This is a genomic window from Paraburkholderia sp. WC7.3g, from assembly GCF_050436345.1.
GTDB lineage: Bacteria > Pseudomonadota > Gammaproteobacteria > Burkholderiales > Burkholderiaceae > Paraburkholderia > Paraburkholderia podalyriae.
The window spans coordinates 798,337-821,695 of record NZ_JBNDMA010000002.1 but is presented as its reverse complement, the minus strand read 5'-3'; the positions used below and the strand labels follow the sequence as shown (position 1 = coordinate 821,695).

The 23,359-nt window shown below is 64.7% G+C and carries 24 protein-coding genes; 8 read left to right on the top strand and 16 right to left on the bottom strand.

Translation table 11 applies throughout. The annotated features are described in order from the left end of the window. Nucleotides 1-58 precede the first annotated feature (58 nt). Together OKW43_RS15320 and OKW43_RS15315 are read right to left on the bottom strand one after the other, a co-directional pair. The gene (locus tag OKW43_RS15320; RefSeq protein WP_429448254.1) at nucleotides 59-535 is read right to left on the bottom strand and encodes a DUF2244 domain-containing protein; all 477 of its coding nucleotides are present in this window, start codon (nucleotides 533-535) and stop codon (nucleotides 59-61) included. Between the two features lie 396 nt (nucleotides 536-931). Next, a complete protein-coding gene (locus OKW43_RS15315) occupies nucleotides 932-1,897 on the bottom strand; it encodes a methyltransferase domain-containing protein (protein ID WP_187636918.1) in 966 nt (321 codons plus the stop codon). A 166-nt stretch (nucleotides 1,898-2,063) separates the two neighbouring features. Here OKW43_RS15315 and OKW43_RS15310 point away from each other — a divergent pair, with 166 nt between their 5' ends. Next, nucleotides 2,064-2,765 carry a ComF family protein gene (locus tag OKW43_RS15310; RefSeq protein ID WP_222945724.1) on the top strand — a complete coding sequence of 234 codons (702 nt, stop codon included), beginning with the start codon at nucleotides 2,064-2,066 and terminating at the stop codon, nucleotides 2,763-2,765. Nucleotides 2,766-2,783: 18 nt separating this feature from the next. Beyond that, nucleotides 2,784-3,254 (top strand): tRNA (uridine(34)/cytosine(34)/5-carboxymethylaminomethyluridine(34)-2'-O)-methyltransferase TrmL, encoded by a 471-nt coding sequence (trmL, locus tag OKW43_RS15305; protein WP_187636920.1) that lies wholly within the window; start codon nucleotides 2,784-2,786, stop codon nucleotides 3,252-3,254. Here the strand turns inward: trmL and OKW43_RS15300 are convergent. From OKW43_RS15300 to OKW43_RS15280, 5 genes are all read right to left on the bottom strand, one after another. Further along, nucleotides 3,227-3,787 (bottom strand): O-acetyl-ADP-ribose deacetylase, encoded by a 561-nt coding sequence (locus OKW43_RS15300; protein ID WP_187636921.1) that lies wholly within the window; start codon nucleotides 3,785-3,787, stop codon nucleotides 3,227-3,229. The two genes, trmL and OKW43_RS15300, sit on opposite strands and share 28 nt — an antisense overlap. Before the next feature lie 97 nt (nucleotides 3,788-3,884). Next, nucleotides 3,885-4,883 (bottom strand): NAD(P)H-dependent glycerol-3-phosphate dehydrogenase, encoded by a 999-nt coding sequence (locus OKW43_RS15295; RefSeq protein WP_187636922.1) that lies wholly within the window; start codon nucleotides 4,881-4,883, stop codon nucleotides 3,885-3,887. 22 nt (nucleotides 4,884-4,905) lie between these two features. Further along, nucleotides 4,906-5,382, bottom strand: coding sequence for a protein-export chaperone SecB (gene secB / locus OKW43_RS15290; protein WP_187636923.1), 477 nt, complete (start codon nucleotides 5,380-5,382; stop codon nucleotides 4,906-4,908). 150 nt (nucleotides 5,383-5,532) lie between these two features. Further along, nucleotides 5,533-5,793, bottom strand: a complete 261-nt coding sequence (grxC, locus tag OKW43_RS15285; protein WP_187636924.1) for a glutaredoxin 3 — start codon at nucleotides 5,791-5,793, stop codon at nucleotides 5,533-5,535. Then, nucleotides 5,790-6,215: a rhodanese-like domain-containing protein gene (locus OKW43_RS15280; RefSeq protein WP_187636925.1), complete on the bottom strand. Its 426-nt coding sequence runs from the start codon at nucleotides 6,213-6,215 to the stop codon at nucleotides 5,790-5,792. Before OKW43_RS15280 ends, grxC begins: the two co-directional genes overlap by 4 nt. 137 nt (nucleotides 6,216-6,352) lie before the next feature. On the opposite strand from OKW43_RS15280, the gene gpmA reads away from it, so the two are divergent. The 3 genes from gpmA (at nucleotide 6,353) to OKW43_RS15265 (ending at nucleotide 10,023) form a co-directional block, all read left to right on the top strand. Then, nucleotides 6,353-7,099 (top strand): 2,3-diphosphoglycerate-dependent phosphoglycerate mutase, encoded by a 747-nt coding sequence (gpmA, locus tag OKW43_RS15275; RefSeq protein ID WP_187636926.1) that lies wholly within the window; start codon nucleotides 6,353-6,355, stop codon nucleotides 7,097-7,099. A 352-nt stretch (nucleotides 7,100-7,451) separates the two neighbouring features. Next, nucleotides 7,452-9,029: a S41 family peptidase gene (locus tag OKW43_RS15270; RefSeq protein WP_187636927.1), complete on the top strand. Its 1,578-nt coding sequence runs from the start codon at nucleotides 7,452-7,454 to the stop codon at nucleotides 9,027-9,029. A gap of 235 nt (nucleotides 9,030-9,264) precedes the next feature. Then, the gene (locus OKW43_RS15265) at nucleotides 9,265-10,023 is read left to right on the top strand and encodes a HesA/MoeB/ThiF family protein (protein WP_187636928.1); all 759 of its coding nucleotides are present in this window, start codon (nucleotides 9,265-9,267) and stop codon (nucleotides 10,021-10,023) included. A 37-nt stretch (nucleotides 10,024-10,060) separates the two neighbouring features. On the opposite strand, the gene ptsP is transcribed toward OKW43_RS15265, so the two are convergent. The 7 genes from ptsP to OKW43_RS15230 form a co-directional block, all read right to left on the bottom strand. Beyond that, entirely contained in the window at nucleotides 10,061-11,806 is a 1,746-nt protein-coding gene (gene ptsP, locus OKW43_RS15260; RefSeq protein ID WP_187636929.1) for a phosphoenolpyruvate--protein phosphotransferase, read from the bottom strand. Between the two features lie 362 nt (nucleotides 11,807-12,168). Then, nucleotides 12,169-12,438 (bottom strand): HPr family phosphocarrier protein, encoded by a 270-nt coding sequence (locus OKW43_RS15255; protein ID WP_187636930.1) that lies wholly within the window; start codon nucleotides 12,436-12,438, stop codon nucleotides 12,169-12,171. Between the two features lie 124 nt (nucleotides 12,439-12,562). After that, nucleotides 12,563-13,090 (bottom strand): PTS sugar transporter subunit IIA, encoded by a 528-nt coding sequence (locus OKW43_RS15250; RefSeq protein WP_187636931.1) that lies wholly within the window; start codon nucleotides 13,088-13,090, stop codon nucleotides 12,563-12,565. A 243-nt stretch (nucleotides 13,091-13,333) separates the two neighbouring features. Continuing rightward, entirely contained in the window at nucleotides 13,334-14,290 is a 957-nt protein-coding gene (gshB, locus tag OKW43_RS15245; protein ID WP_187636932.1) for a glutathione synthase, read from the bottom strand. 103 nt (nucleotides 14,291-14,393) lie between these two features. Further along, nucleotides 14,394-15,683, bottom strand: a complete 1,290-nt coding sequence (gene gshA / locus OKW43_RS15240) for a glutamate--cysteine ligase (RefSeq protein WP_018434736.1) — start codon at nucleotides 15,681-15,683, stop codon at nucleotides 14,394-14,396. A 253-nt stretch (nucleotides 15,684-15,936) separates the two neighbouring features. Next, nucleotides 15,937-17,445, bottom strand: a complete 1,509-nt coding sequence (locus OKW43_RS15235) for an ammonium transporter (protein WP_429448247.1) — start codon at nucleotides 17,443-17,445, stop codon at nucleotides 15,937-15,939. Nucleotides 17,446-17,491: 46 nt separating this feature from the next. Next, the gene (locus OKW43_RS15230; RefSeq protein WP_006048089.1) at nucleotides 17,492-17,830 is read right to left on the bottom strand and encodes a P-II family nitrogen regulator; all 339 of its coding nucleotides are present in this window, start codon (nucleotides 17,828-17,830) and stop codon (nucleotides 17,492-17,494) included. A 385-nt stretch (nucleotides 17,831-18,215) separates the two neighbouring features. Here OKW43_RS15230 and OKW43_RS15225 point away from each other — a divergent pair, with 385 nt between their 5' ends. Next, nucleotides 18,216-18,470, top strand: a complete 255-nt coding sequence (locus tag OKW43_RS15225; RefSeq protein ID WP_187636934.1) for an accessory factor UbiK family protein — start codon at nucleotides 18,216-18,218, stop codon at nucleotides 18,468-18,470. A gap of 116 nt (nucleotides 18,471-18,586) precedes the next feature. Further along, nucleotides 18,587-20,203, top strand: coding sequence for a YifB family Mg chelatase-like AAA ATPase (locus OKW43_RS15220; RefSeq protein ID WP_187636935.1), 1,617 nt, complete (start codon nucleotides 18,587-18,589; stop codon nucleotides 20,201-20,203). A gap of 330 nt (nucleotides 20,204-20,533) precedes the next feature. Here OKW43_RS15220 and OKW43_RS15215 read toward each other — a convergent pair whose 3' ends face one another. After that, nucleotides 20,534-21,217: a hypothetical protein gene (locus tag OKW43_RS15215; protein WP_187636936.1), complete on the bottom strand. Its 684-nt coding sequence runs from the start codon at nucleotides 21,215-21,217 to the stop codon at nucleotides 20,534-20,536. Between the two features lie 186 nt (nucleotides 21,218-21,403). Between OKW43_RS15215 and OKW43_RS15210 the strand changes: the two genes are divergently transcribed. Beyond that, nucleotides 21,404-21,940: a TlpA disulfide reductase family protein gene (locus tag OKW43_RS15210; protein WP_187636937.1), complete on the top strand. Its 537-nt coding sequence runs from the start codon at nucleotides 21,404-21,406 to the stop codon at nucleotides 21,938-21,940. 60 nt (nucleotides 21,941-22,000) lie between these two features. Here the strand turns inward: OKW43_RS15210 and OKW43_RS15205 are convergent, their stop codons facing one another. Continuing rightward, complete coding sequence (locus OKW43_RS15205) at nucleotides 22,001-23,350, bottom strand: sigma-54-dependent transcriptional regulator (protein WP_187636938.1); 1,350 nt, start codon at nucleotides 23,348-23,350, stop codon at nucleotides 22,001-22,003. Nucleotides 23,351-23,359 lie beyond the last annotated feature (9 nt).

The window sequence follows — 23,359 nt, the reverse complement described above, 5'->3', positions numbered from 1 at the left end:
CCCTCGACCCCGCTGGCAGCGTGTCGCGCCCCCTTGAACGCCGCGTGTCCGGCACCACCTAGCAACGTGCCAGCCACATACGCAGTTCGCCTGCGAACTGCGCGCGCCGATTCTGCGCGAGATGTTGCCCGATCATGACCGTCTGCCCGCGCGAGACCAGCTTGATCTGATCGCGCGGCGTTGCGCCCGGCTCTATCCGCACCCAGCGCGGATTGAATTCGAACTGCGTAATCTGCTCGGCGCTGACCTGCTCGATCACGAGCCGGTTCGGAAACAACCGGATGCGCTCGTAATCGACAGCATGACGCGCATATATTGCAAACGCGATACCTACCGCCAGCAAGTCGATTCCGGTGAACGGCAACACCAGCCAGGCTCCGACCAGAACCAGCATGAAAGCAATTGCCAACGAGAACAACGCAAGCGACACGTACAGACAAACGAACTGCCGCGGCGATATCGAGCAGTTGCGCTTCATGGTCCAGTCCCTGAGGACCGGTTCAGAATCCGCCAGCAGATGATCTAATGCGCCCATCGCTGCCTCCTGCGAATCGTCGCGTCCGGCCTGCCTTCTTTTACTTCCGGATGCATCTTGCGGCCGCCGCTCGTGTCGCTGCTGTCAGCACCACTCACGACCGCGCCAACTCCTACCGCATCACTTCATTTTGCAGCCCTGCGTCTCGGGCTTGTCACCCCTAAATGTGGGAACCTCGGGTGACAAACTGACGCATTATAGGCGCGATCCATAGCATCGACAAGCAAGCCCAGATCGGCTCACAAGCCAGGCGCGACAAGCCTTCGCGCCATTTTGCCCGGCATTTTGAAGCTCTCTGGAAGGGCAAATCCCAGGCATAACGGATGTCCTCCTTACCGCTTTTGCAACACGTCGACCGGACCCCCGGCAAGCAGTTGATGACAGCGCCGCAATCTGCTACCCACGCTTCGCCGGACCTCGCCCGATGTCCTCGAGCCGCACGATGCCATGTCCTTCGGCCGTGGTGCGCGGCACGGCTTTCCATGCGTGCCCGTAGATCACCTCGAAGGTCAGCGCGATCGTGCCGTCGGTGCGCCGGCGCGCTTCGAGCGCGGCGAGCAGAGCTTTGCGCAAGCGGCGCGCGTGCGCGACGTCATGCGTGTCGCGCTCGAACGGATACGCGCCCCAGCGGCGCACGTCCGCGAGCAGCGACTCGGGCGACTTGTAGGTGATCGTCAGTGTCTCCTGGTCCATCACCGGAATCTCGAAGCCGGCCTCGACGAGCATATCGCCGAGATCATGCATGTCGACGAAGTCGATCACATGCCTGCGCGACGCAACGCCGTGCGCGGCCTCGATCTCGGCGTACGCACCGCGCAATTCCTTCAGTGTATCGGGGCCGAGCGTGCTGAACATCAGCAGGCCGCTGACCTTCAGCACGCGCTGCCATTCGGGAAAGACGAGATCGGGCCGCGAGTGCCAGTGCAGCGCGAGGTTGGACCAGATGAATTCGAATGCGCCGGCCGTGAATGGCAGCGCGGAGAAATCGGCTTGCGCGAAACGCGGGCCGCGCGCGCCGAGTGCTTTGCCCAGCGAGGCTGGAAGAAAGCGCCGCCAACTGGTGTCGCCGGCATCGTGGCGCAGCGCGCGCATCAGCATGCCGTGTGACAGATCAGCGCCGAAAACCGGCGCCTCGGGAAAGCGTTCGCGCAATGCGGGGATGTCCTCGCCCGCGCCGCAGCCGGCGTCGAGCACGCTCGCGGGCGAAACCTTGATGTAATCGAGACGCTCGCGCATGCGCTGCGCAATCTCGCGCGGCAGGAACGCAACTTCGTCGAAGGTGGCGGCGCGACGGTCGAAAATACGCCTGAGGCGCCGTGAATCGTAGGCCGGACGGCCAGATTGAGCGGATGTTGGGGACATGTGTGTCGTGCTGGCGTGAGCTCGAAGTATACTCGTTCGCTCCCATCCATTCAGCGTGAACGGCTTTCACCGGCACCAACTCGTGCGAGTCCAGTCATTTTCTTCGTCGTGTCGAAATCAGGTGGCGCGTTTTGCGCGCGGTCTGCATTCGGCATGGCCGCGCGCCATGCACGCCGTGCTGCCGAACCTGTGCGCGTTATGCGGCAATTTGTCGCATAACACGTTGTGCGACGGTTGCGACGCGGCCTACTGGAACGAGAGCCGCCTGCGCTGCACCGTTTGCGCGGTGCCGTTGCCGGCGTCACGCTGGGTCGCTCAGGCGCGGTATCGCTGCGCGGATTGCGTGACCGAGCCGCCGCCGTTCGACGCGAGCTTCGCGCTCGCCGACTATCACGCGCCGCTCGATACGCTCGCGGTCGGCCTGAAGTTCCGCGCCCGGCTGATGCTCGGGCGCGACTTCGCACAACGCCTCGCGCGGCTCGCTCAGGACAACTGGCACGATGCGGCCGAACGGCCCGACGTGATCGCGCCAGTGCCGCTCGCGAGTCGCCGTCTCGTCGAACGCGGCTACAACCAGGCGTGGCAGATCGCGCGGCCGCTCGCCCGTGCGCTCCGCGTGCCCAGCGACGCGACGCTGCTCGAACGACCGCTCGACACCGCGCCGCAATCGCGCCTCGATCTCGATGCGCGCCGGCAGAACGTCGGCCGCGCGTTTCGGGTCGCGCGCACGGTACGCGGCCTGCATGTCGGCATCGTCGACGATGTCATGACGAGCGGCGCGACGCTCGAAGCGCTCGCGCATACGCTGAAGGCCGCCGGCGCGCGGCGGGTCACCAACTTCGTCGCGCTGCGCACTCCGAAAAACTAGCTTTTACGCGGTCTCCTTATGTTCAACGTCGTTCTCGTAGAACCCGAAATTCCGCCGAACACCGGCAACGTGATTCGCCTGTGCGCAAACACCGGCGCGCGGCTGCACCTGATCGAGCCGCTCGGCTTTCCACTCGACGATACGAAGATGCGGCGCGCCGGCCTCGACTATCACGAGTATGCGGAAATGAACGTGCATGCCGATTGGCACGCGTTCGTCGCAAAAGAAACACCGGACCCGTCGCGGATGTTCGCATTCACGACCCGCGGCGCGGGGCGCTTTCACGACCACGCGTTTCAACGGGGCGACTGGTTCGTGTTCGGCGCCGAAACGCGCGGCCTGCCCTACACGGTGCTCGAGCGCTTTCCAAACCAACAGCGCGTGCGTCTGCCGATGCGTCCCGGCAATCGCAGTCTGAATCTGTCGAACACGGTGGCGATCGTGGTGTTCGAAGCATGGCGTCAGGCCGGCTTCGAGGGCGGCGCCTGACGGCGTTCGAACTCGGCCTCGTAGCGCGCGAGCATCGCGTCGTCGAAGCACGCGAACGTCACGTGCCTCATGCGCGGTGTGCGCGGCAACGTGTCGAGCACGGTCGCGACCGCGATGCTCACCGCATCGTCAGCGGGAAAACGGTAGATACCGCAACTGATCGCCGGAAACGCGATGCTCGTGCAATGCGTGTCGCGCGCGACTTCGAGCGAGCGCTGATAGCACGAAGCGAGCAGGTCGGCCTCGCCATGCGTGCCGCCGCGCCACACTGGACCGACCGCGTGAATCACATGCCTGGCGGGCAGTCGATAGCCAGCGGTCATTTTGGCGTCGCCGGTCGCGCAGCCGCCGAGCGTTTCGCATTCGCGCAGCAGCTCGTTGCCGGCCGCGCGATGAATCGCGCCATCGACCCCGCCGCCGCCGAGCAGCGAAGTATTCGCGGCATTGACGATCGCATCGACGGCCAGCGTCGTGATATCGACCACGCGCGCTTCAAGCATGCACGTGCCGTGACTGAGATTGAAAGTGGGCATGGATACCTCGCTGATCCGAGCGTCGTTTACGAAGTGGACCGCCAGGTGAGGCAGCCGTTCACCGCGAGTTTGCGCTAAACGGCTGAGGGAAAAGGCTTTATTCGGCCTTCGAATCGCGCCGCAGCAGCGCGCTGACCGCATCGCGCGGCGCCACGCCGTCGAACAGCACCGCGCAGACCGCTTGCGTGATCGGCATTTCGATCGCATGAGCACGTGCGATCGCGAGTACCGCCTTCGCGCAGCGCACTCCTTCGGCCACGTGACCGAGGCCGCCGAGGATGTCGTCCAGCGTGCGGCCCGTGGCGAGTTGCAGGCCCACGGTGCGGTTGCGCGACAGATCGCCGGTAGCGGTCAGAATCAGATCGCCGAGGCCGGTGAGCCCGGTAAAGGTTTCCGCGCGGCCACCGAGCGTCACGCCAAGACGCGACATTTCGGCGAGGCCGCGCGTGATCAGCGCCGCGCGTGCATTGAGGCCGAGGCCGAGGCCATCGGCGATGCCCGTCGCGATGGCGAGCACGTTTTTCACCGCGCCGCCCACTTCGACGCCGACGACGTCGTCGCCGGTATAGATGCGCATCGCGCCGTGATGGAACGCCGCGACCGTGCGTTCGCGGCACGCCGCCGACGAACTCGCGATCGTCAACGCAACCGGCAGCCCCTGTCCGACTTCGCGCGCGAAGCTCGGTCCGGACAACACGCCGTTGCTCGCATGCTCGGGCAATTCCGCCACGACCGCCTGATGCGGCAGCAGTTGCGAATCGGCTTCGAACCCCTTGCATAGCCACACGAAATGCGCGGGCACCTTGCCCGCGTCGCGCATCGCGCGCAACAGACCGCGCAGGCCAGCGACCGGCGTCGCGATCACGCATAGCGCAGCGTCGGCGAGCGCGTGATCGAGCGCCGCGCCGAGATCCGCTTCATAGCGAAGCGCGGGCGGCAACGCGACGCCCGCCAGATAGCGGGCGTTTTGATGCGAAGTGGAAAGCTCGGCGATGAGCGCGGACTCGCGCGCCCACAACACCGTGTCGTGCCTTAAGGCCAGATGGCCGGCGAGGGCGGTGCCCCAAGCGCCAGCGCCGAGAACGGCGACTTTCATAGCCGGCACTGCGCGCGGCGCCTTAATGCGTGACGCCTTTTTGCGCCGCGCCGTCCTGCTGTGCCGCGCTCATTTGCGCGAGACGCTGCTCGTACAGCGCCTGGAAGTTGATCTCGGCGAGGTGGATCGGCGGGAAGCCGGCGCGGGTGATCGCATCGGCGATGTTCGAGCGAAGGTACGGGAACAGGATGGTCGGGCATGCAATCCCGACGAGCGGATCGATCTGCTCGGCAGGAATGTTGCGAATGTCAAAAATGCCGGCCTGTTTCGCTTCGATCAGGAACGCGACCTTGTCCGACACCTTGGCCGTCACCGTGCCCGTCACGAGAATTTCGAACACGGATTCCGCGAGGCGCTCGGCCTTCACGTCGACTTCGACTTCGACCGACGGCATTTCCTGCTCGAGGAAGATCGCCGGCGAATTCGGCTGCTCGAGCGACATGTCCTTCAGATAGATGCGCTGGATGTTGAAGAACGGCTGGTTATTCTCGTCGGACATGATGGTGATTCCCTGATAGGTATGCGTGGCGGCGGCCGATGTGCGCATGGGCCGCCAGATTATTGCGCCGGCCCGCCGGCTCCACGAGGAGCGCGCACGCGCCGGCTTATCGAGTGGTCCGCCCGCTCGCGCGGCGCGAAACGCGCGAACTCAGGCTGCTTCGAGCAGCGGCGTCAGACCGCCCGCGCGATCGAGCGCGGAAAGGTCATCATAGCCGCCGACATGCGTCTCGCCGATGAACACCTGCGGCACCGTGCGACGACCGGTCCTGGTCATCATCTCCGCACGACGGGCCGGGTCTTTGTCGATCAGTACTTTCTCAACCTGCTCGACGCCGCGCGACTTTAAAAGACGTTCGGCCATCTGGCAATACGGGCACACCTGGGTGCTGTACATGATCACTTTGTTCACTTGGCTGCTCCTTGTTTCACAACCGGCATACCGGCTTTCTGCCAGGCGTCGACGCCGCCCTCGAGAACATGGACTTCCGCGTATCCCGCTTCCTGCACGATACGCGCGGCCTTGTTCGACTGCTGGCCGGTCTGGCACACCAGCAGCACCGGGTTGCTCTTGTTCTTCGGGAGTTGCGCGGCCTTCGCCTGCAACTCCGCGAATTCGAAATGCCGCGCCGAGGGCAGGTGCCCCTTGGCGTAATCGGCGGACGGCCGCAGATCGATGACCGCCGCGTTGCGCCGGTTGATTAGTTGGGTGGCTTCAGCGGCCGACAGGCCGCCGCGTCCACGCCGGGTGATGGTCGGCCACAGTAGCAATCCACCGGAGATAAGGACGATTGCGATCAGGACAAGGTTTGTGTATTCGGTGAAAAACTTCACGGAGGATCCGCCGGAAAGAGAGAAATCGAAAAGGTCAACCTGACCATTATAAAATAACCGTCTGATGCGATGGCGATGCGCCGCTAGAGGCGCCGCACAGCGCGAGACCGCTTCCTCACTACCGACCGGCAATTCTCATGTACAAACTCGTTCTCATCCGCCACGGCGAATCGACGTGGAACAAGGAAAACCGCTTCACCGGCTGGGTCGACGTCGACCTCACCGAGCAGGGCAATCTCGAGGCCCAGCAGGCGGGCGTGCTGCTGAAGGAAGCGGGCTACACGTTCGACATCGCCTACACGTCGGTGCTCAAGCGCGCGATCCGCACGCTGTGGCACGTGCAGGACCAGATGGATCTGATGTACCTGCCCGTCGTGCATTCGTGGCGCCTGAACGAACGCCACTACGGCGCGCTGTCGGGTCTGAACAAGGCCGAAACCGCCGCGAAGTTCGGCGACGAGCAGGTGCTGGTCTGGCGCCGCAGCTACGACACGCCGCCGCCCGCGCTCGAGCCGACCGACGAGCGCGCGCCCTATGCCGATCCGCGCTACGCGAAGGTGCCGCGCGAGCAGCTGCCGCTGACCGAGTGCCTGAAAGACACCGTCGCGCGCGTGCTGCCGCTGTGGAACGAGTCGATCGCGCCGGCCATCACGTCGGGCCGCAGCATCCTGATCGCCGCGCACGGCAACTCGATTCGCGCGCTGGTCAAATACCTCGACAACATCTCGGACAGCGACATCGTCGGCCTCAACATTCCGAACGGCGTGCCGCTCGTCTATGAACTCGACGACAACCTGAAGCCGATCAAGCACTACTATCTCGGCGACCAGGACGCGATCGCCAAGGCGCAAGCCGCGGTCGCGAGCCAGGGCAAGGCGGGCTGATCGAGCGTTGCCGGCCGCGGCCCCGCGCCACCAAGACGCGCGGGGTCGCACGCAGACAACCGGGCCGGCAAGAAATACTGTATTGCGCCCGGTGGCCGGAGTCGGGCCGCTGCAGGAGTCAGCGTGGCGGCGACCGCATCCGTAGGTCTTGCGCGGCAGGTCTCGGTTTCGAGCCGCCGAGAGTCATGTCGCACGGCTCGCCATCCGCTGTCCGGATCGCAAGAACCAGGGCCTTCCCGTACTGTCGAAGCACGATTGCCTGCACCGCGCCCTGAGCAGGCGGGTGTGCAGTTATACTTGTCCGTCCAATCTTTATCGACGCTGCCACGCGCATCCGACCGCAACAGACTCTATGCGAAAGAACCTGAAAAATATCGGCCTGATTGCCGCGGGCCTTGCTACCGGTGTTTTTGCCACCCTGCAATACTCCGCCTCGGCCCAGCAACCCGCTAGCGCCGCGGTCGCCCCGCTGCCGCTAGACCAGCTCAGGCTTTTCGCCGAAGTGTTTGGGCAGATCAAGCACGAATACGTCGAACCGGTCGAAGACAAGAAGCTCCTCACCGCAGCGATCAAGGGCATGGTGTCGAGCCTCGACCCGCACTCGTCGTACCTCGACAGGACCGACTACGAAGAGCTGCAGGAGCAGACCAAGGGCCGCTTCGCGGGCCTCGGCATCGAAATTTCGTCGGAAGACGGCCTGATCAAGGTGATTTCGCCAATCGAAGACACGCCCGCGTTCCGCGCCGGCATCCGTCCGGGCGACCTGATCACGCGCATCAACGACAAGCCCGTGCGCGGCATGACGCTCGACCAGGCGGTCAAGCAGATGCGCGGCGACCCGGGCACCAAGGTCACGCTGACCATCTTCCGCAAGACCGACGACCGCACGTTCCCGCTCACCGTCACACGCGCGATCATCAAGGTGCAGTCCGTGAAGGGCAAGATCGTTGCGCCGGGCTTCGCGTATGTGCGCATCACGAGCTTCCAGGAACGCACCACGCCCGACCTCGCGGCCAAGCTGCAGGATCTCGCGCGCCAGGAGCCGAACCTGAAGGGCCTGATCCTCGACCTGCGCAACAACGGCGGCGGTTTGCTGCAGAGCGCGGTCGGCGTCGCGGGCGCGTTCCTGCCGCCGAGTTCGGTGGTGGTGTCGACCAACGGTCAGATTCCGGATTCGAAGCAGATCTATCGCGACACCTACGATAACTACCGCCTGCAATCGTTCGACAGCGATCCGCTCAAGGACGTCCCGGCCATCTTCAAGACCGTGCCGATGGTCGTACTGACCAATGCGTACTCGGCGTCGGCGTCGGAAATCGTCGCGGGCGCGCTGCAGGATCAGCACCGCGCACTGATCCTCGGCAAGACCACGTTCGGCAAAGGCTCGGTGCAAACCGTGCGTCCCATGACGGCCGACACCGCGTTGCGCCTGACCACCGCGTATTACTACACGCCGAGCGGCCGTTCGATCCAGAACAAGGGCATCCGCCCGGACCTTCCGGTCGATCAATACGCGGACGGCGATCCGGACGACGCGCTCGTAACCCGCGAGGTCGACTACTCGAATCACCTGGCGAACACGCAGGACCCGAACGAGAAGAAGGAAGCGGAGCAACGCGAGCAGGAGCGCATGGATCAGTTGCGTCAGCTCGAAGAGCAGAACGACAAGAAGACGCCGGAACAGCGTCAGAAGGAGCGCGACCGCAAGCCGGTCGAGTTCGGTTCGACCGACGACTTCATGTTGCAACAGGCGGTCGACAAGCTCGAAGGCAAGCCGGTTCAGGAATCCAAGTCGCTGATGGAGCGCCGGCTCGCGCAGAACAAGCCGGGCACGTCGGCCTCCGCGCCGGTGGCGGTGAAGCCGACGCAACCGGTGCCGGGCGCATCGGGACCGGCGCCGGCTTCGGCACCGGCACCCGCTGGCAAGTAAGTTCGAGAATAAGCTGGAAAATAAGCAACGAACCGCGCGTGTCTTCGCAGCACGATAGCCTGCGAAGACACGCCGCAAGAGTCTCGGCAAAGGCCGCCGCATAGCCGGCGGCGTCTCACGGCAAGCCGCAACAGCCACCCTCCCCGCGCGATTAAAATAACAGCCACGAATGCGCGCCGCGGACCCCCGGTCTGCCTCTCCCTGCGCGACATAGCGACACACTCACGCGCCCGCCATGAATGACGATCAACTCCTTCGCTACTCCCGCCATATCCTCGTCGACGAAATCGGCATCGAGGCGCAGCAGCGTTTTATCGACGCCCATGCAATCATCGTCGGCGCGGGCGGGCTCGGTTCGCCGGTCGCGCTGTATCTCGCGGCGGCGGGCGTCGGCCGTCTGACACTCGTCGATGCAGATACCGTCGACCTGACCAATCTGCAGCGGCAGATCCTGCACGTGAGCGCGTCGGTTGGACGCAGCAAGGTCGAGTCCGGGCGCGACCTGCTCGCGCAGATCAATCCCGAGGTCGTCGTCAATCCGGTGGCCGAACGCGTCGACGATGCGTGGCTCGATCGCGAGGTGCCGCACGCCAATGTCGTGCTCGATTGCACCGACAACTTCGCGACGCGTCACGCGATCAACCGCGCGTGCGTCAAGCATCGCGTGCCGCTCGTGTCGGGCGCGGCGCTGCGCTTCGACGGCCAGATCAGCACTTTCGATTTCCGCAACGAAGCGTCGCCATGCTACGCGTGCGTGTTTCCCGAAGACCAGCCGTTCGAGGAAGTCGCATGCTCGACGATGGGCGTGTTCGCGCCGACGGTCGGCATCATCGGTTCGATGCAGGCCGCCGAAGCGCTGAAGTTGATCGGCGAAATCGGCACGCCGCTCGTGGGACGCCTGACGATGCTCGATTCGCTGCGGATGGAATGGAACACGATGCGCATCGGACGTCAGCTGGATTGTCCGGTGTGCGGCCACGCGCACGGGTCCTGAGGCGGTTCCATGCTACTCGCGACGAAGCGCCTCGGGTTCAAACCAGCGCGACCCGCTTGAGCGCCGCCTGCACCTCTTCCGGCTCGAACGAAGCCAGCACATCGGCCACCGGCTTCTCCAGCGTCTTCAGATGCGAGCGCAGTACCTCCTGCTTAACCTCGAGCAGTTGGCTCGGATGCATCGAAAACTCGGTCAGGCCCATGCCGAGCAACAGACGCGTCAACGCCGGATCGCCCGCCATCTCACCGCATACCGACACGGGCACGCCCGCGCGCTTCGCCTCGCGCAGCGTGAACGCGATCAGATGCAGCACGGCCGGGTGCAGCGGATCGTACAGATGCGCGACCGCGTTGTCCGAGCGATCGATCGCGAGCGTGTACTGAATCAGATCGTTGGTGCCGATCGACAGAAAATCGAGCCGCTTCAGAAACAGCGGCAACGCGATCGCGGCGGCCGGAATCTCGATCATCGCGCCGACCTGCACGTTCGGATCGTAAGCGATACCCGCGTCGTCGAGTTGACGCTTGGCTTCACGGATCAGATCGAGCGTCTGGTCGATTTCCTGCGCGTGCGCGAGCATCGGGATCAGGATCTTCACCTTGCCGAATGCCGACGCGCGCAGGATAGCGCGCAGCTGCGTGAGGAACATCTGCGGCTCGGACAGGCTCCAGCGAATCGCTCGCAAACCGAGCGCCGGATTCGCGGCGGTCTCGTAGCCGTCGCTGCTGGCCATCGAATCGAGCGGCTTGTCGGCGCCGACGTCGATCGTGCGGATCGTGACCGGCAAGCCGTTCATTAGCTCGACCGCGCGACGATATGCGCTGAACTGCGCCTCCTCTTCGGGCATCCGGTGCTTGTGATTCATGAACAGGAACTCGGTGCGGAACAGACCCACGCCGGTCGCGCCCGATTCGATCGCCGCGCGCGCGTCGTCCGGCAATTCGATGTTCGCGCACAGTTCGATGCGCGTGCCGCACAGCGTTTGCGTCGGCGAGAACTTGAGCCGTTGCAGCTTGCGCTGCTCCAGCTCCTTCTCGCTTTGCCGGTACGAGTATTCCTCGAGCACGATCGGCGCGGGATCGACGATCACAATGCCGTGGTCGCCATCGACGATGATCAGATCGTCCTGGCGGATCAGCGCGCTCGCATGCTGCACGCCGACCGCGGCCGGAATGCCGAGGCTGCGCGCGACGATCGCGGTGTGCGACGTGCGCCCGCCCAGATCGGTGACGAAGCCCTGGAACGTCTGTGTCTTGAACTGCATCATGTCGGCCGGCGCGATGTCGTGCGCGACCACGATCATCTCGTCGCATGCGCCATGCACGTTGTTGACGATGCCCGGCGCGCCCGCGAGTGCCTTCAACACGCGCTCGACGACCTGCTCGATGTCGGCCTTGCGCTCGCGCAGGTATTCGTCTTCGATAGTGTCGAAATGGCGCGACAGTCTTTCGAGCTGTTCGGTCAGCGCCCATTCGACGTTGTAGCGGCGCGTGCGGATCAAGTCGATGGTTTCCTGCACGAGCATGGCGTCGTTCAGGATCATCGTATGAACGTCGATGAATGCGCCCACTTCGCTAGGGGCATCGGCGGCGAGATCGGCGCGCAATACGTTGAGTTCTTCATGCACGCGTTGCTGAGCCGCGCGAAAACGCTCGATCTCCCCTTCGATCTGGGCAAGTTCGATCAGATAGTGGTCTACGTCGAGTGCTGCCGGGGCGATCAGATAGGCCCGCCCGATGGCGATACCCCGTGACACGGGAATTCCATGCAGCGTGAATGACACGCGCACCTCCTCTAGTTGTGTGATGCCGCGGCAAAGCGCTGCAATGCTCTCAGACTGTACCAGGCATTATAAATTCCGCGCCTTCGTAATGTATGTTCGGGGTGTGTGCAGCGCAGCACGAATCATCGTATTCAGGTGTCGTCGTACCGAGCGAAGCTTCGCTTTATACGCGTCGCGCAAAATATATGGTTTAAACATTGAAAACGCATGTCGCCTTACACACTTTTCCCGATGGCTTTCGCTCCGCTTCTAGATCCCTTCAATGTCGATTAACAGGCGCCTCATCTGATATTCAAATGTCGGCTGCGAAAAAAAGCCGCGGACTGAGCCGCGGCATTTCGTCGATCGCAAAACGCGCGGCTTTATTGACCTTCGCCGAATTTTTCGGCGATCAGTTTCAACAGCGCGTCCATCGCTTCCTTTTCGTCGGCGCCTTCCGTTTCGATCAGCACGGTACTGCCGATGCCAGCGGCCAGCATCATCACGCCCATGATGCTCTTCGCGTTGATACGACGGCCATTGCGGCTCATCCAGATTTCCGCCTGGTAGTTGCCCGCGAGTTGCGTCAACTTGGCCGACGCGCGCGCGTGCAGCCCCAGCTTGTTCACAATAGTCGTTTCCTGTTGCAGCATGTGATGGTCCGAAGCGCGGGTGAATGAAATGGTGAAAGGTGAAACCACAAAGCGGCTGCAATGCGATTGAAGCCAGTGCGAAGCCGTTTGAATCTGTCAAAGCTTGCCTGCGAACCAGCCCGATTTACAGGCCGGGCGCGTCCGTCTTTTGCGTCAGATCGGCATCGGGCGGTAACGCGGGAACACAATCGGCGGGCGCCGCGTCGGGTGGCAGCGCCGGCAGGCAAGCGGCCGAGCAGACTGGCGACGCGACCGCTTCCGGCGTCGCCGGTCCGATCGCGTGCACACCCTTGGTCGCACCGGCGAGCGCCTTGTCGACGAGCGTGTCGAGCGGCGTGGCGCGATAGCAGACCGCGCGCACCAGCATCGGCAGATTGACGCCGCACAGCACGCGCACGTCCGGCACGTTGGCGAGCCGGCCCGCGATGTTGGCCGGCGTCGCGCCGAACATGTCGGTCAGCACAAGCGCGCCGTTCTCTTCCTTCAGCCGCGCGACTTCCGAATTCGCAAACGCAACGACCTGCGTGGGATCGCAATCCGGCGACACGTCGATCACGCCGATACGCGCCGGCAAACCGCCATAGATGTGGGAAATGCAATCGCGCAACGCGGTGGCGAATGGAGCGTGCGCAATGATCAGAATGCCTGCCATGTCAGCCTTACTGCAAAAGAACGGCCCCAAACCGCGGACCGGGACTCGAGCCCGGTTCGCCATCGCCCACGACCGGCCGTGGATCGCGAGGGCGGGAATGCATCGTCGGGCGAGCGGGCATTGTAGCAGCCTCATTTTCGCGCCAATCCCGACGGCGCGCCTGATGCGGGTTTACTACACAGATTGGGGGTAGGACCGGCCAATCAAGGCCGCCGCGTCGACCTGCCTCACGAGGGCCACGCGTCAGCCGACCGCGCGCTCCAGCGCGTCGACGAACATGGCGGCGACGTCGAAGCCGGTCTGGTCCATGATCTCGCGGAAACACGTCGGGCTCGTGACGTTCACTTCGGTGAGCCAGTCGCCGATCGCATCGAGCCCAACCAGCAGCAAGCCACGCGCCGCCAGCACCGGCGCCAAGGTATCGGCGATCTTGCGATCGTGCCCGCTGAGCGGCCGCGCCACTCCCAGCCCGCCGGCTGCCAGATTGCCACGCACCTCATTACCCTGAGGAATACGCGCGAGCGAGTACGGCACCGCTTCGCCACCGATCAGCAGAATGCGCTTGTCACCCTCCTTGATCTCGGGGATGAATTTCTGCGCCATCACCGAGCGCGCGCCGTCGTGGCTCAGCATTTCGATGATCGAGCCCAGGTTCATGCCGTCCGCCTTCACGCGGAACACGCCCATGCCGCCCATGCCGTCGAGCGGCTTCAGAATCACGTCGCCGTGCTGTTCGTGAAACGCGCGCAGACGCGCCGGGTCGCGCGTGACCAGCGTCGGCGCGACGAACTGCGCGAACTCGCCGATCGCGAGCTTCTCCGAATGATCGCGAATCGCCTGCGGCTTGTTGAAGATCCGCGCGCCGCCGCGCTCGGCCAGCTCGAGCAGCCACGTCGACGTCACATATTCCATGTCGAACGGCGGGTCCTTGCGCATCACGACCGCGCCGAAGCTCGCCAGCGCGCGCGGCGCCGCGGCATCGGCGGCGAACCACACGTCACGATGCAGATCGGTGGTATCGCCGGTGATCGCGATGCGTTGCACGTTCGCCTCGACATCGCCGCCCGTCCACGCCAGATGCTTCGGCTCGCAGGTGTACACCGTGTGACCGCGCCGCGCCGCATCGGCCATCATCGCGTAGGTCGTGTCTTTGTAGATCTTGAAATGGTTGAGCGGATCGGCGATGAAAAGAATGTCCATGAAGGTTCCGGTGCGCCCTGACAGGCGTGACATTGTTCGTCAATATAGTCTGTGAAGACGGCGATGGCGGCACGTGTGCCGCCATCTTGCCGCGCGGGCTGGCTTAGACCTGGATCGCTTCGGGATCGGTCTTTTCGAGTTCGACCGATGCGGCCAGCAACCCCAGCCGCGCCACGACGCCATACATATAGAAGCGGTTCGGCGGCGCCGCGCCGGGCTTGGCGTGCGCATCGGGCAGCGCCGTATGTTCGAAGCCGAGCGGCACGAAGTGCATGCCCGGCGCGTTCAGGTTCTGGTCGCGCTCGCGGCTGCCGTGCACGCGATAGAAGCCGCCCACCACATAGCGGTCGATCATGTAGACGACCGGCTCGGCAACTTCCTCGCCGATGCGCTCGAACGTGTACACGCCTTCCTGCACGATCACGTCGTGCACTTCGAGGCCGTCTTTGGTCGCCGCCATGCGCGTGCGTTCGCGCTTCGTGAGCGCGGCGACTTCCGACGCATCGTGCACGGTCATCACGCCCATGCCGTAGGTGCCCGCATCGGACTTGATCACGACATACGGTTTTTCGGAGATGCCGTACTCGCGATACTTGCGCGCGATCTTCTTCAACACGCCGTCGATCGCATCGGCAAGGGCTTCCTCGCCGGTGCGCTGCTGGAAGTCGACGCCCTCGACGTGCGCGAAGTACGGGTTGATCATCCAAGGATCGATTTCGACCATCTTCGCGAACTTCTTCGCGACGTCGTCATAACACGAGAAATGCGTCGACTTGCGACGCACCGCCCAGCCCGCATGCAGCGGCGGCAGCAGGTATTGCTCGTGCAGATTTTCGAGCACGGGCGGAATGCCACCGGACAGATCGTTGTTCAGCAGGATCGAGCACGGGTCGAAGTTCTTCAGACCAAGGCGCCGCTGCGAGCGCTCGAGCGGTTCGAGCACCAGCTTCTGGCCGTCCGACAGCGCAATCGTGACCGGGCCGTTGATGGTTTCGTCGAGCGTGCCGAAGCGTACGTTCAGACCCGCCTGGCGCATGATCGACGCAAGCCGGGCGACGTTTTCGAGGTAGAACGCGTTGCGGGTGTGACGCTCGGGAATGACGAGCAGATTCTTCGCGTCCGGGCAGATCTTTTCGATCGAGGCCATCGCGGCCTGCACCGCGAGCGGCAGCACTTCCTGCGGCAGGTTATTGAATGCGCCGGGAAACAGATTGGTGTCGACCGGCGCGAGCTTGAAGCCCGCGTTACGCAGATCGACGGAACAGTAGAACGGCGGCGTGTGCTCCTGCCATTCGAGCCGGAACCAGCGTTCGATAGCGGGCGTGGCGTCGAGGATCTTCCGCTCGAGGTCGAGCAGCGGGCCGTTTAACGCCGTAACTAGGTGCGGAACCATTGATCACTCGCAGACTGGAGAAAAAAGATTGTAGAGCAAATGCTTTGTCCATTTGGGGACGGTTTCTCCATTCGCAAGCAGACTCGAATGCATTCTCCCTATCTCGATGATAGGCGCGGAAAATTGCTGTCCGCAACCCGATCAGCAAGAAAAAAGCCCGCCATGAAGACGGGCCAAATCGCTGCGCTTGCCAACCATTTCGTGATCCGGCAGGCCCGGGAGCACGGGCCCGCGAAGCCTTGCTGGTTTTTCGTTATTCGACGTGCTCGCCGTGCAGGCTCACGTCGAGGCCTTCGCGCTCCTGCTCTTCGGTCACGCGGATGCCCATCACCATGTCGATGATCTTCAGCAGCACGAAGCTCACCACGCCGCTGTAGGCCAGCGTCGTCAGCACGCCCTTCGCCTGCAGGATCACGCTGCCGTCCGCGCCGCCGATGTCCTTGACCGCGAACACGCCGGTCAGCAGCGCACCGATGATCCCGCCGATGCAGTGCACGCCGAACGCGTCGAGCGAATCGTCGTAACCGAACTTGTGCTTGAGCCACGTGGCCGCCCAGAAGCAGACCACACCCGCGACGATACCGATCACGAGCGCGCCGAGCGTGCCGACGAAGCCCGACGCGGGCGTCACCGCCACCAGACCCGCGACCGCGCCCGACACGATACCGAGCACCGACGGCTTGCCCTTGGCTGCCCATTCGGCGAACATCCACGCGAGCGCCGCCGCGGCGGTCGCCACCTGCGTCGCGAACATCGCGAAGCCGGCACGGCCGTCCGCTGCCACGGCCGATCCCGCGTTGAAGCCGAACCAGCCGACCCACAGCATCGCGCCACCGATCAGCGTGAGCGTCAGGTTGTGCGGCGCCATGGCTTCCTTGCCATAGCCGACGCGCTTGCCGAGCACCAGACAGCAGACCAGACCCGCGATACCGGCGTTGATGTGCACCACCGTGCCGCCCGCGAAGTCGAGGATGCCCGCGCTAGCCAGCCAGCCGCTCGGTTCCCACACCATGTGCGCGATCGGCGAGTAGACGATGATCGACCACAGCGTCATGAACACCAGCATCGCCGAGAACTTCATGCGGTCCGCGAACGCACCGGTGATCAGCGCCGGCGTGATGATCGCGAAGGTCATCTGGTAGACGAAGTAGACCGTCTCGGGGATCGTCGGCGCGAGATGGCTGACGGTCAGCGTCGTGGCCTTGTCGCCCTTGATGTAGTTCATACCCGTCATGAACACGCGCGAGAAGCCGCCGATGAACGAGCCGCCCGGCGTGAACGCGATGCTGTAGCCGATCACGGTCCAGACGATCGTCACCACACAGGTGATGGCAAAGCTTTGCATCAGCGTCGCGAGCACGTTCTTCTTGCGCACCATGCCGCCGTAGAACAGCGCGAGGCCCGGGATCGTCATGAACAGCACGAGCGCGGTGGAGGTCAGCATCCACGCGGTGTCGCCGGAGTTGATCTTCGACGAATCGACCGAGAACGGCGCAGTCGGGGTGGCCGGCGCGGCGGCGGCGGCGGCCGATGCATCGGCCGCGGCCGGTACGCTTGCGGCCGGCGCGGCGGACGCATCGGCGGCGGGAGCCGAGGCCGCCGGGGCAGCGGCTGCGGCGGAGGCGTCCGGTGCCGGCGCGCTCGCCGTCGTATCGGCAGCGGAGGCGGCTGCGGGAGCGGACGCATCGTCCGCGAGGGCGGTGCCGACACCGCCCGCGAGCAGCGAGCCGGCCATCAGCAGGGACATCATTAGTTTTCGCATCTTGGTTTTCCTCTTGTCGCTATCCGTATCGCTATGTTCTGATCTTTTACAGTGCGTCCGCGCCGGTCTCGCCGGTGCGGATCCGAATCACCTGCTCGATCGGCGTGACGAAGATCTTGCCGTCGCCGATCTTGCCGGTTCGCGCGGCGCGCTCGAGCGCCTCGATCGCCTGGTCGACGATGTCGTCCGACACCGCCGCTTCGATCTTCACCTTCGGCAGAAAGTCGACGACGTATTCGGCGCCCCGATAGAGCTCGGTGTGGCCCTTCTGCCGTCCGAAACCTTTGACTTCCGTCACCGTGATGCCCGACACGCCGATCGCCGACAAGGCTTCGCGCGCTTCATCCAGCTTGAACGGCTTGATGATTGCGGTAATGAGTTTCATGAAATCCTCGCTAGTTGTTGCTGATCCGTTGCTAACTCGTCGCGTACCGTGATCGCGGTCTCCCGCACCACCGGTAAAAGTGCCCTGGAAGTGCGCGCGGGGCAGTAACAGCAACTTCCATGCCATATTGTGTCAAACTGGGCCTCGCGCGCGTGGCGCAGTGCGCCAGGACGCCCTTGTCCAAACGGCCAGCGACGCGGCGGGCGGTGGCGCGGCGGGGGGATCGTTGCTAGAGTGTTCGAACGTTCTGGCGCGACGGCGCGCACCAAACACGCTCACGCGGCTGCGGGCAGCGCATGCGCCGCGCACCAGGATCGCCCATTCGCCGCAACGGGGCACGGGCGCAACGAAACATGCACTTTTTTTGTGCAGAAAGGGGAACACGATGAAACAACCGAACGACGTTTTCAACGACTTCCAGGCTCGCATCAGCGATCTGTTCAAGAACTCGCCGGCCAAGGATGTCGAGCGCAACGTCAAGGCAATGCTGTCGCAGGGCTTTTCGAAGCTCGATCTCGTCACGCGCGAGGAATTCGATACGCAGACCCAGGTGCTCGTGCGTACGCGCGCGCGCCTCGAGGAACTCGAGCGCCGCGTCGCCGAGCTCGAGCAAAAGCTGCCGCTCGCGCAGACGTCGTAAGCGCTGCTCGCAGCCAAGCTGCGCAGTGCCGCACATCACCGGCAAGCGAGCCGTGACGTCATCAGCGTTTTAGGGACTTTCGCGCGTCGTCAGCGCATCGTCCGACGGGAGAGAATATGTCGCTTGCCGTGGTGCGCAGCCGCGCGCCGGCCGCTGGCCGCGCGCCCGAAGTGACCGTCGAGGTTCACCTCGCCAATGGACTGCCGTCCTTTTCGATCGTCGGCCTGCCCGACCTGGAAGTGCGCGAGAGCCGCGAGCGCGTGCGCGCGGCGCTACAAAACTGCGGTTTCGATTTCCCGGTCCGCCGCATCACAGTCAACCTGGCACCCGCCGATCTGCCGAAAGAATCGGGTCGCTTCGATCTGCCGATTGCGCTCGGCATCCTCGCCGCGAGCGGGCAGATTCCGGCCGAATCGCTGCTCCATCGCGAGTTTGCCGGCGAGCTGTCGCTGACCGGCGCGCTGCGGCCGATGCGCGGCGCGTTCGCGATGGCGTGTGGCACCGCGCGCGGCGCTGTGGCGAGCGCCGGCGCCGCCGACACCGGCGCTTCATCTGAAACGCGTTCCGCGTTGCCGGCCCTCTTCGATCGACCAGCCGGACAACCGTTCCACACCCCACAGCTTTACCTGCCCGCCGCGAGCGCGGCGGAAGCGGCTCTCGTGCCCGGCGTCGACGTATTCGGCGCAGCCGATTTACCGTCGCTATGCGCGCACCTCGCGGGCTCGCTGGACGCGCGTCTGAGCCCGGTCACCGCACCCGCGCCCGGCGAGCACGCCGCCGCCACAGTGCCGGACATGGCCGACGTGATCGGCCAGCGGGCGGCCCGGCGCGCACTCGAAGTCGCCGCGGCCGGCGGTCATCACGCGCTGCTGATCGGGCCGCCCGGCGCCGGCAAGTCGATGCTCGCTGCACGCCTGCCCGGCCTGCTGCCACCGATGACCGACGACGAAGCGCTCGCCTCCGCCGCGTTGCAGTCTGCGAGCCGGATCGGCTTCAGGCCGTCGCAGTGGCGGCAGCGGCCGTTTCGCGCGCCGCACCATTCGTCGAGCGCGGCGGCGCTGGTCGGCGGACGCAATCCGCCGCAGCCCGGCGAGATTACGCTCGCGCATCTGGGCGTGCTCTTTCTGGACGAGCTTCCCGAATTCGATCGTGTGGTGCTCGAAACGCTGCGCGAGCCGCTCGAAGCCGGCCGCATCACGATTTCGCGCGCCGCCTGGCAAGCGGACTTCCCCGCCGCCTGCCAACTGATCGCCGCAATGAACCCGTGCCCGTGCGGCTGGCGCGGCGATCCGGGCGGGCGCTGCCGCTGCACGCCGGAAGTTGCCGCGCGCTATCTGCGTAAATTGTCGGGCCCGCTGCTCGACCGCATCGACATCCAGCTCGAAATTCCGGCGCTGACCGCCGCCGAACTCGCGGCCCGCGCCGCCACCGCTGGCGAAGCGAGCGCGGCGATCGCACAGCGCGTGAGCGCCGCACGCGAGCGGCAACTCGCCCGGCAAGGCAAGACCAACCGCGAGCTGGACGGACGCGAAGTCGACGATGTGTGCCGCCCGGACGCATCGGGCGAAGCGCTGCTGCGCGAAGCGGGCGAGCGCTTCGGCTGGTCGGCGCGGGCGTACTACCGGGTGCTGAAGGTCACGCGCACCGTCGCGGACCTGGCTGGCGCGGCAATGCCGAGCGCCGCGCAAGTCGCCGAGGCGATTCAATACCGCCGCGCTTTTGGCTCGTTATGAGGAGAAAAATCTGCTGTCAAGTCTTGACTTATTCACACGCCCGCGATCCTGATAGATTTTGATACAACTCAATGGCGCGCGGACGGGCATCCCGCGAAGCCATTGATTTTATTGACTTTTAAAATACCCCACGCTCGCCGAATTTGACGAAAGGCCCCGCCCGATGGGCTTTTGCCGCCAGTAAGGCCGACTTCTCAACAGAGTTATCCACAGGCCGCGCGGGCAACTCGAAAACCTCAACGTAAACCGGCAATTAGCGCGCAAACCTGCGAATGAACTTTCACTGCGTTCCACCCTCTAGGTGCGCCCGATCGGCCAAAAATACCGCGATTAGTGCAGTTGGAAAGACGAAAAGAATTGATCCACCTGGTCTTCCGGCAGCGGTTGATCGGCGATGATCGCCGCCTGGTACACGTGCCGGCCGCGCGCGACGAGCCGCGCATACACGGTGCGCGTCTCGTGTTTGGCGCCCGCCGCGCCGCTCACCGTCATCTCCAGGCCTGGTGTCTTGCCGCCCGCCGCCAGCGGGATCTGCACTGCATGAGCCTCTGGCGTTGCGCCGACGTTGCGCGCCAATCCCGCGCGCAGGAAATCAAGCGCGGCGCGCTGCGTCGCGTCACTGTCGTCGGGCAGCATCACGGTGCCGACCGCGAATACGGCATTGCCGGCTTCGGCAGTCTGCATCGCCATCTGCATCGGCGTGCCGTCGATTTGCACCGCGCGCCGATCGTTGCCCGGCTTGGCCGGGAAGTCGACCGTGTAGCCGTTGTCGTTGTTCATCACCGTGCGCCAGTCGAAAGTCGGCGAGCAGGCGCTGAGCGCGACGCCGAGAGCCAGCGCGGCCGCCGCTGCGCCGATCGCGGTTCGGCCACGGCCAGGCGGCGTGAAGGCACGAGGAAAAGGACTCACCGACAAGAAGACGCCCGCGCGGCGGGCGGACAATCGGCTGATCAACGGAAGACGGCACGAAACGCGGGCAATTAAACAGCAGACGCGAAGAACGGTTCGGAGCATGTGACGAAAGATCGGGCTTGCGGAGCGCAAAGTGTCATTATCCGCTGATCGGGCCGCCGGGCCGGCGCGCGATTTCGGCGCAATCGCCGCCTTGGCGCTACAATACAAACGCTATTCAGCATCGGCCCGAGCGCCATCGCATCGACCCATTGTTCCGCGCCGCGCGCGACTCACGAGGTTCCGTTCATGAGTTCCAATTCACCGACCGCCGCCCGGCGCACGAACCCACTTCGCTACCTGATTGCGGCGGCCGTGGCCATCGCGCTCGCCGTCGCCGGTTACTTCGCGTTTGCCGGCCAGCAGCGCGTCCCCGATGCAAGCTTCACGCTGCTGTCGGGGCAGAAGCTCACGACCGCGGACCTGAAAGGCAAGGTTTATCTCGTCAACTTCTGGGCGACGAACTGCGACACCTGCATGAAGGAAATGCCGCAGATGGTCGAGACTTATAACCGCTTCAAGGGCCAGGGCCTCGAATTCGTCGCAGTGGCGATGAACTACGACGCGCCGATGTACGTGACCAACTACGCGCAAACGCGTCAGCTGCCGTTCAAGGTCGCCATGGACGACGGCTCGGCCGCCAGGCAGTTCGGCAACGTGCAACTCACGCCGACCACCTTCGTCGTCGATAAAGACGGCAGGATCCTGAAGCGCTATGTCGGCGAGCCGCAGTTCGCGGAACTCGACCAGTTGCTCGCGAAGGCGCTGAAGGCTAGCGCGGCTTAAGCCGGGTCAAGCAGATCCGCACGCGCCGGCGCACTCTCCCGCCGCCGGCGTCACCCCTCCTCACCGCTCCCCCTCCCCCTTGGCCGCGAGGCCATATCGCTTGATCTTTTCGTAGAGCGTCGCCTTGCCGAGCTGCAGACGGTCCGCCGCGACCGCGACCACGCCGCCCGCCTGCTCCAACGCCTCGGCGATCATCGCGCGTTCGAACTGCTCGACACGCTCCTTCAGCGGGTGCGTGGCCTCGCCGTCATCGGCGAAGGACAGCACCGGTTCGTCGGCGATGCCGAGCACGAAGCGGTCGGCGGCATTGCGAAGTTCCCGCACGTTGCCCGGCCAGTCGCGCTGCATCAGACTCGCACGCTGCCGATCGGTCAGCATCGGCGCCGGCCGCTGATAACGGACGGCCGCATCGAGCAGGAAATGCTCGAACAGCGGCACGATGTCCTCGCGACGCTCGCTCAAAGGCGGCAGCGCGATCGTCACCACGTTGAGACGATAGAGCAGGTCGCGCCGGAACGAGCCATCCGCGACATGCTCCGCCATGTCGCCTTTCGCGGCCGCGATCACGCGGCAATTGACGCGAATCGGCTGATTCGAACCGAGCCGTTCCAGCACGCCGTCCTGCAGCACGCGCAGCAGCTTGACCTGCAGCGCGAGCGGCATGCTCTCGATCTCGTCGAGAAACAGCGTGCCGCCCGACGCATGTTCGAGCTTGCCGATCCGCCGTTTGGCCGCGCCGGTGAACGCGCCCGGTTCGTAGCCGAACATCTCCGATTCGAACATCGGCTCGGGCAGCGCACCGCAGTTCACCGCGATGAACGGCTTGTCGCGCCGCGGCGACAGCTCGTGCAAGCTGCGCGCGATCAGCTCCTTGCCCGCGCCGGTATCGCCGTTGATCAACACGGACGCATCGGTCGGCGCCACGTTGGCGATCAGCCGCCGCACCTGCTCGATCGCCGGACTGCGGCCGATGATGCGCGGCGCAACCGCGTTCTGCCCGGCCAGTTCACGGCGCAGCGCGAGGTTTTCGAGCACGAGCGTCCGGCGCTCCAGCGCGCGCCGCACGGCTTCGATCAGCCGCTCCGACGCAAACGGCTTTTCGATGAAGTCGTAGGCGCCGTCGCGCATCGCCTGCACGGCCATCGAGATATCGCCGTGGCCGGTGACCAGAATCACCGGCATGTCGGGCGCGCGCTCGTGGCACTGCGCGAGCAGATCGAGACCGCTCGCGCCGGGCAGCCGGATATCGCTGACGATCACGCCGGAAAAGTCGGCACTGATCAGCTTCGCCGCCGCCTCGACCGACGCAAGGCCGATCACGTCGAAGCCAGCCAGTTGCAGGCTCTGCACGCTCGCGCGCCGCACCAGTTCGTCGTCTTCGATATACAGCACTTGCAGGCCGTCGTTCATTGCGTGTTC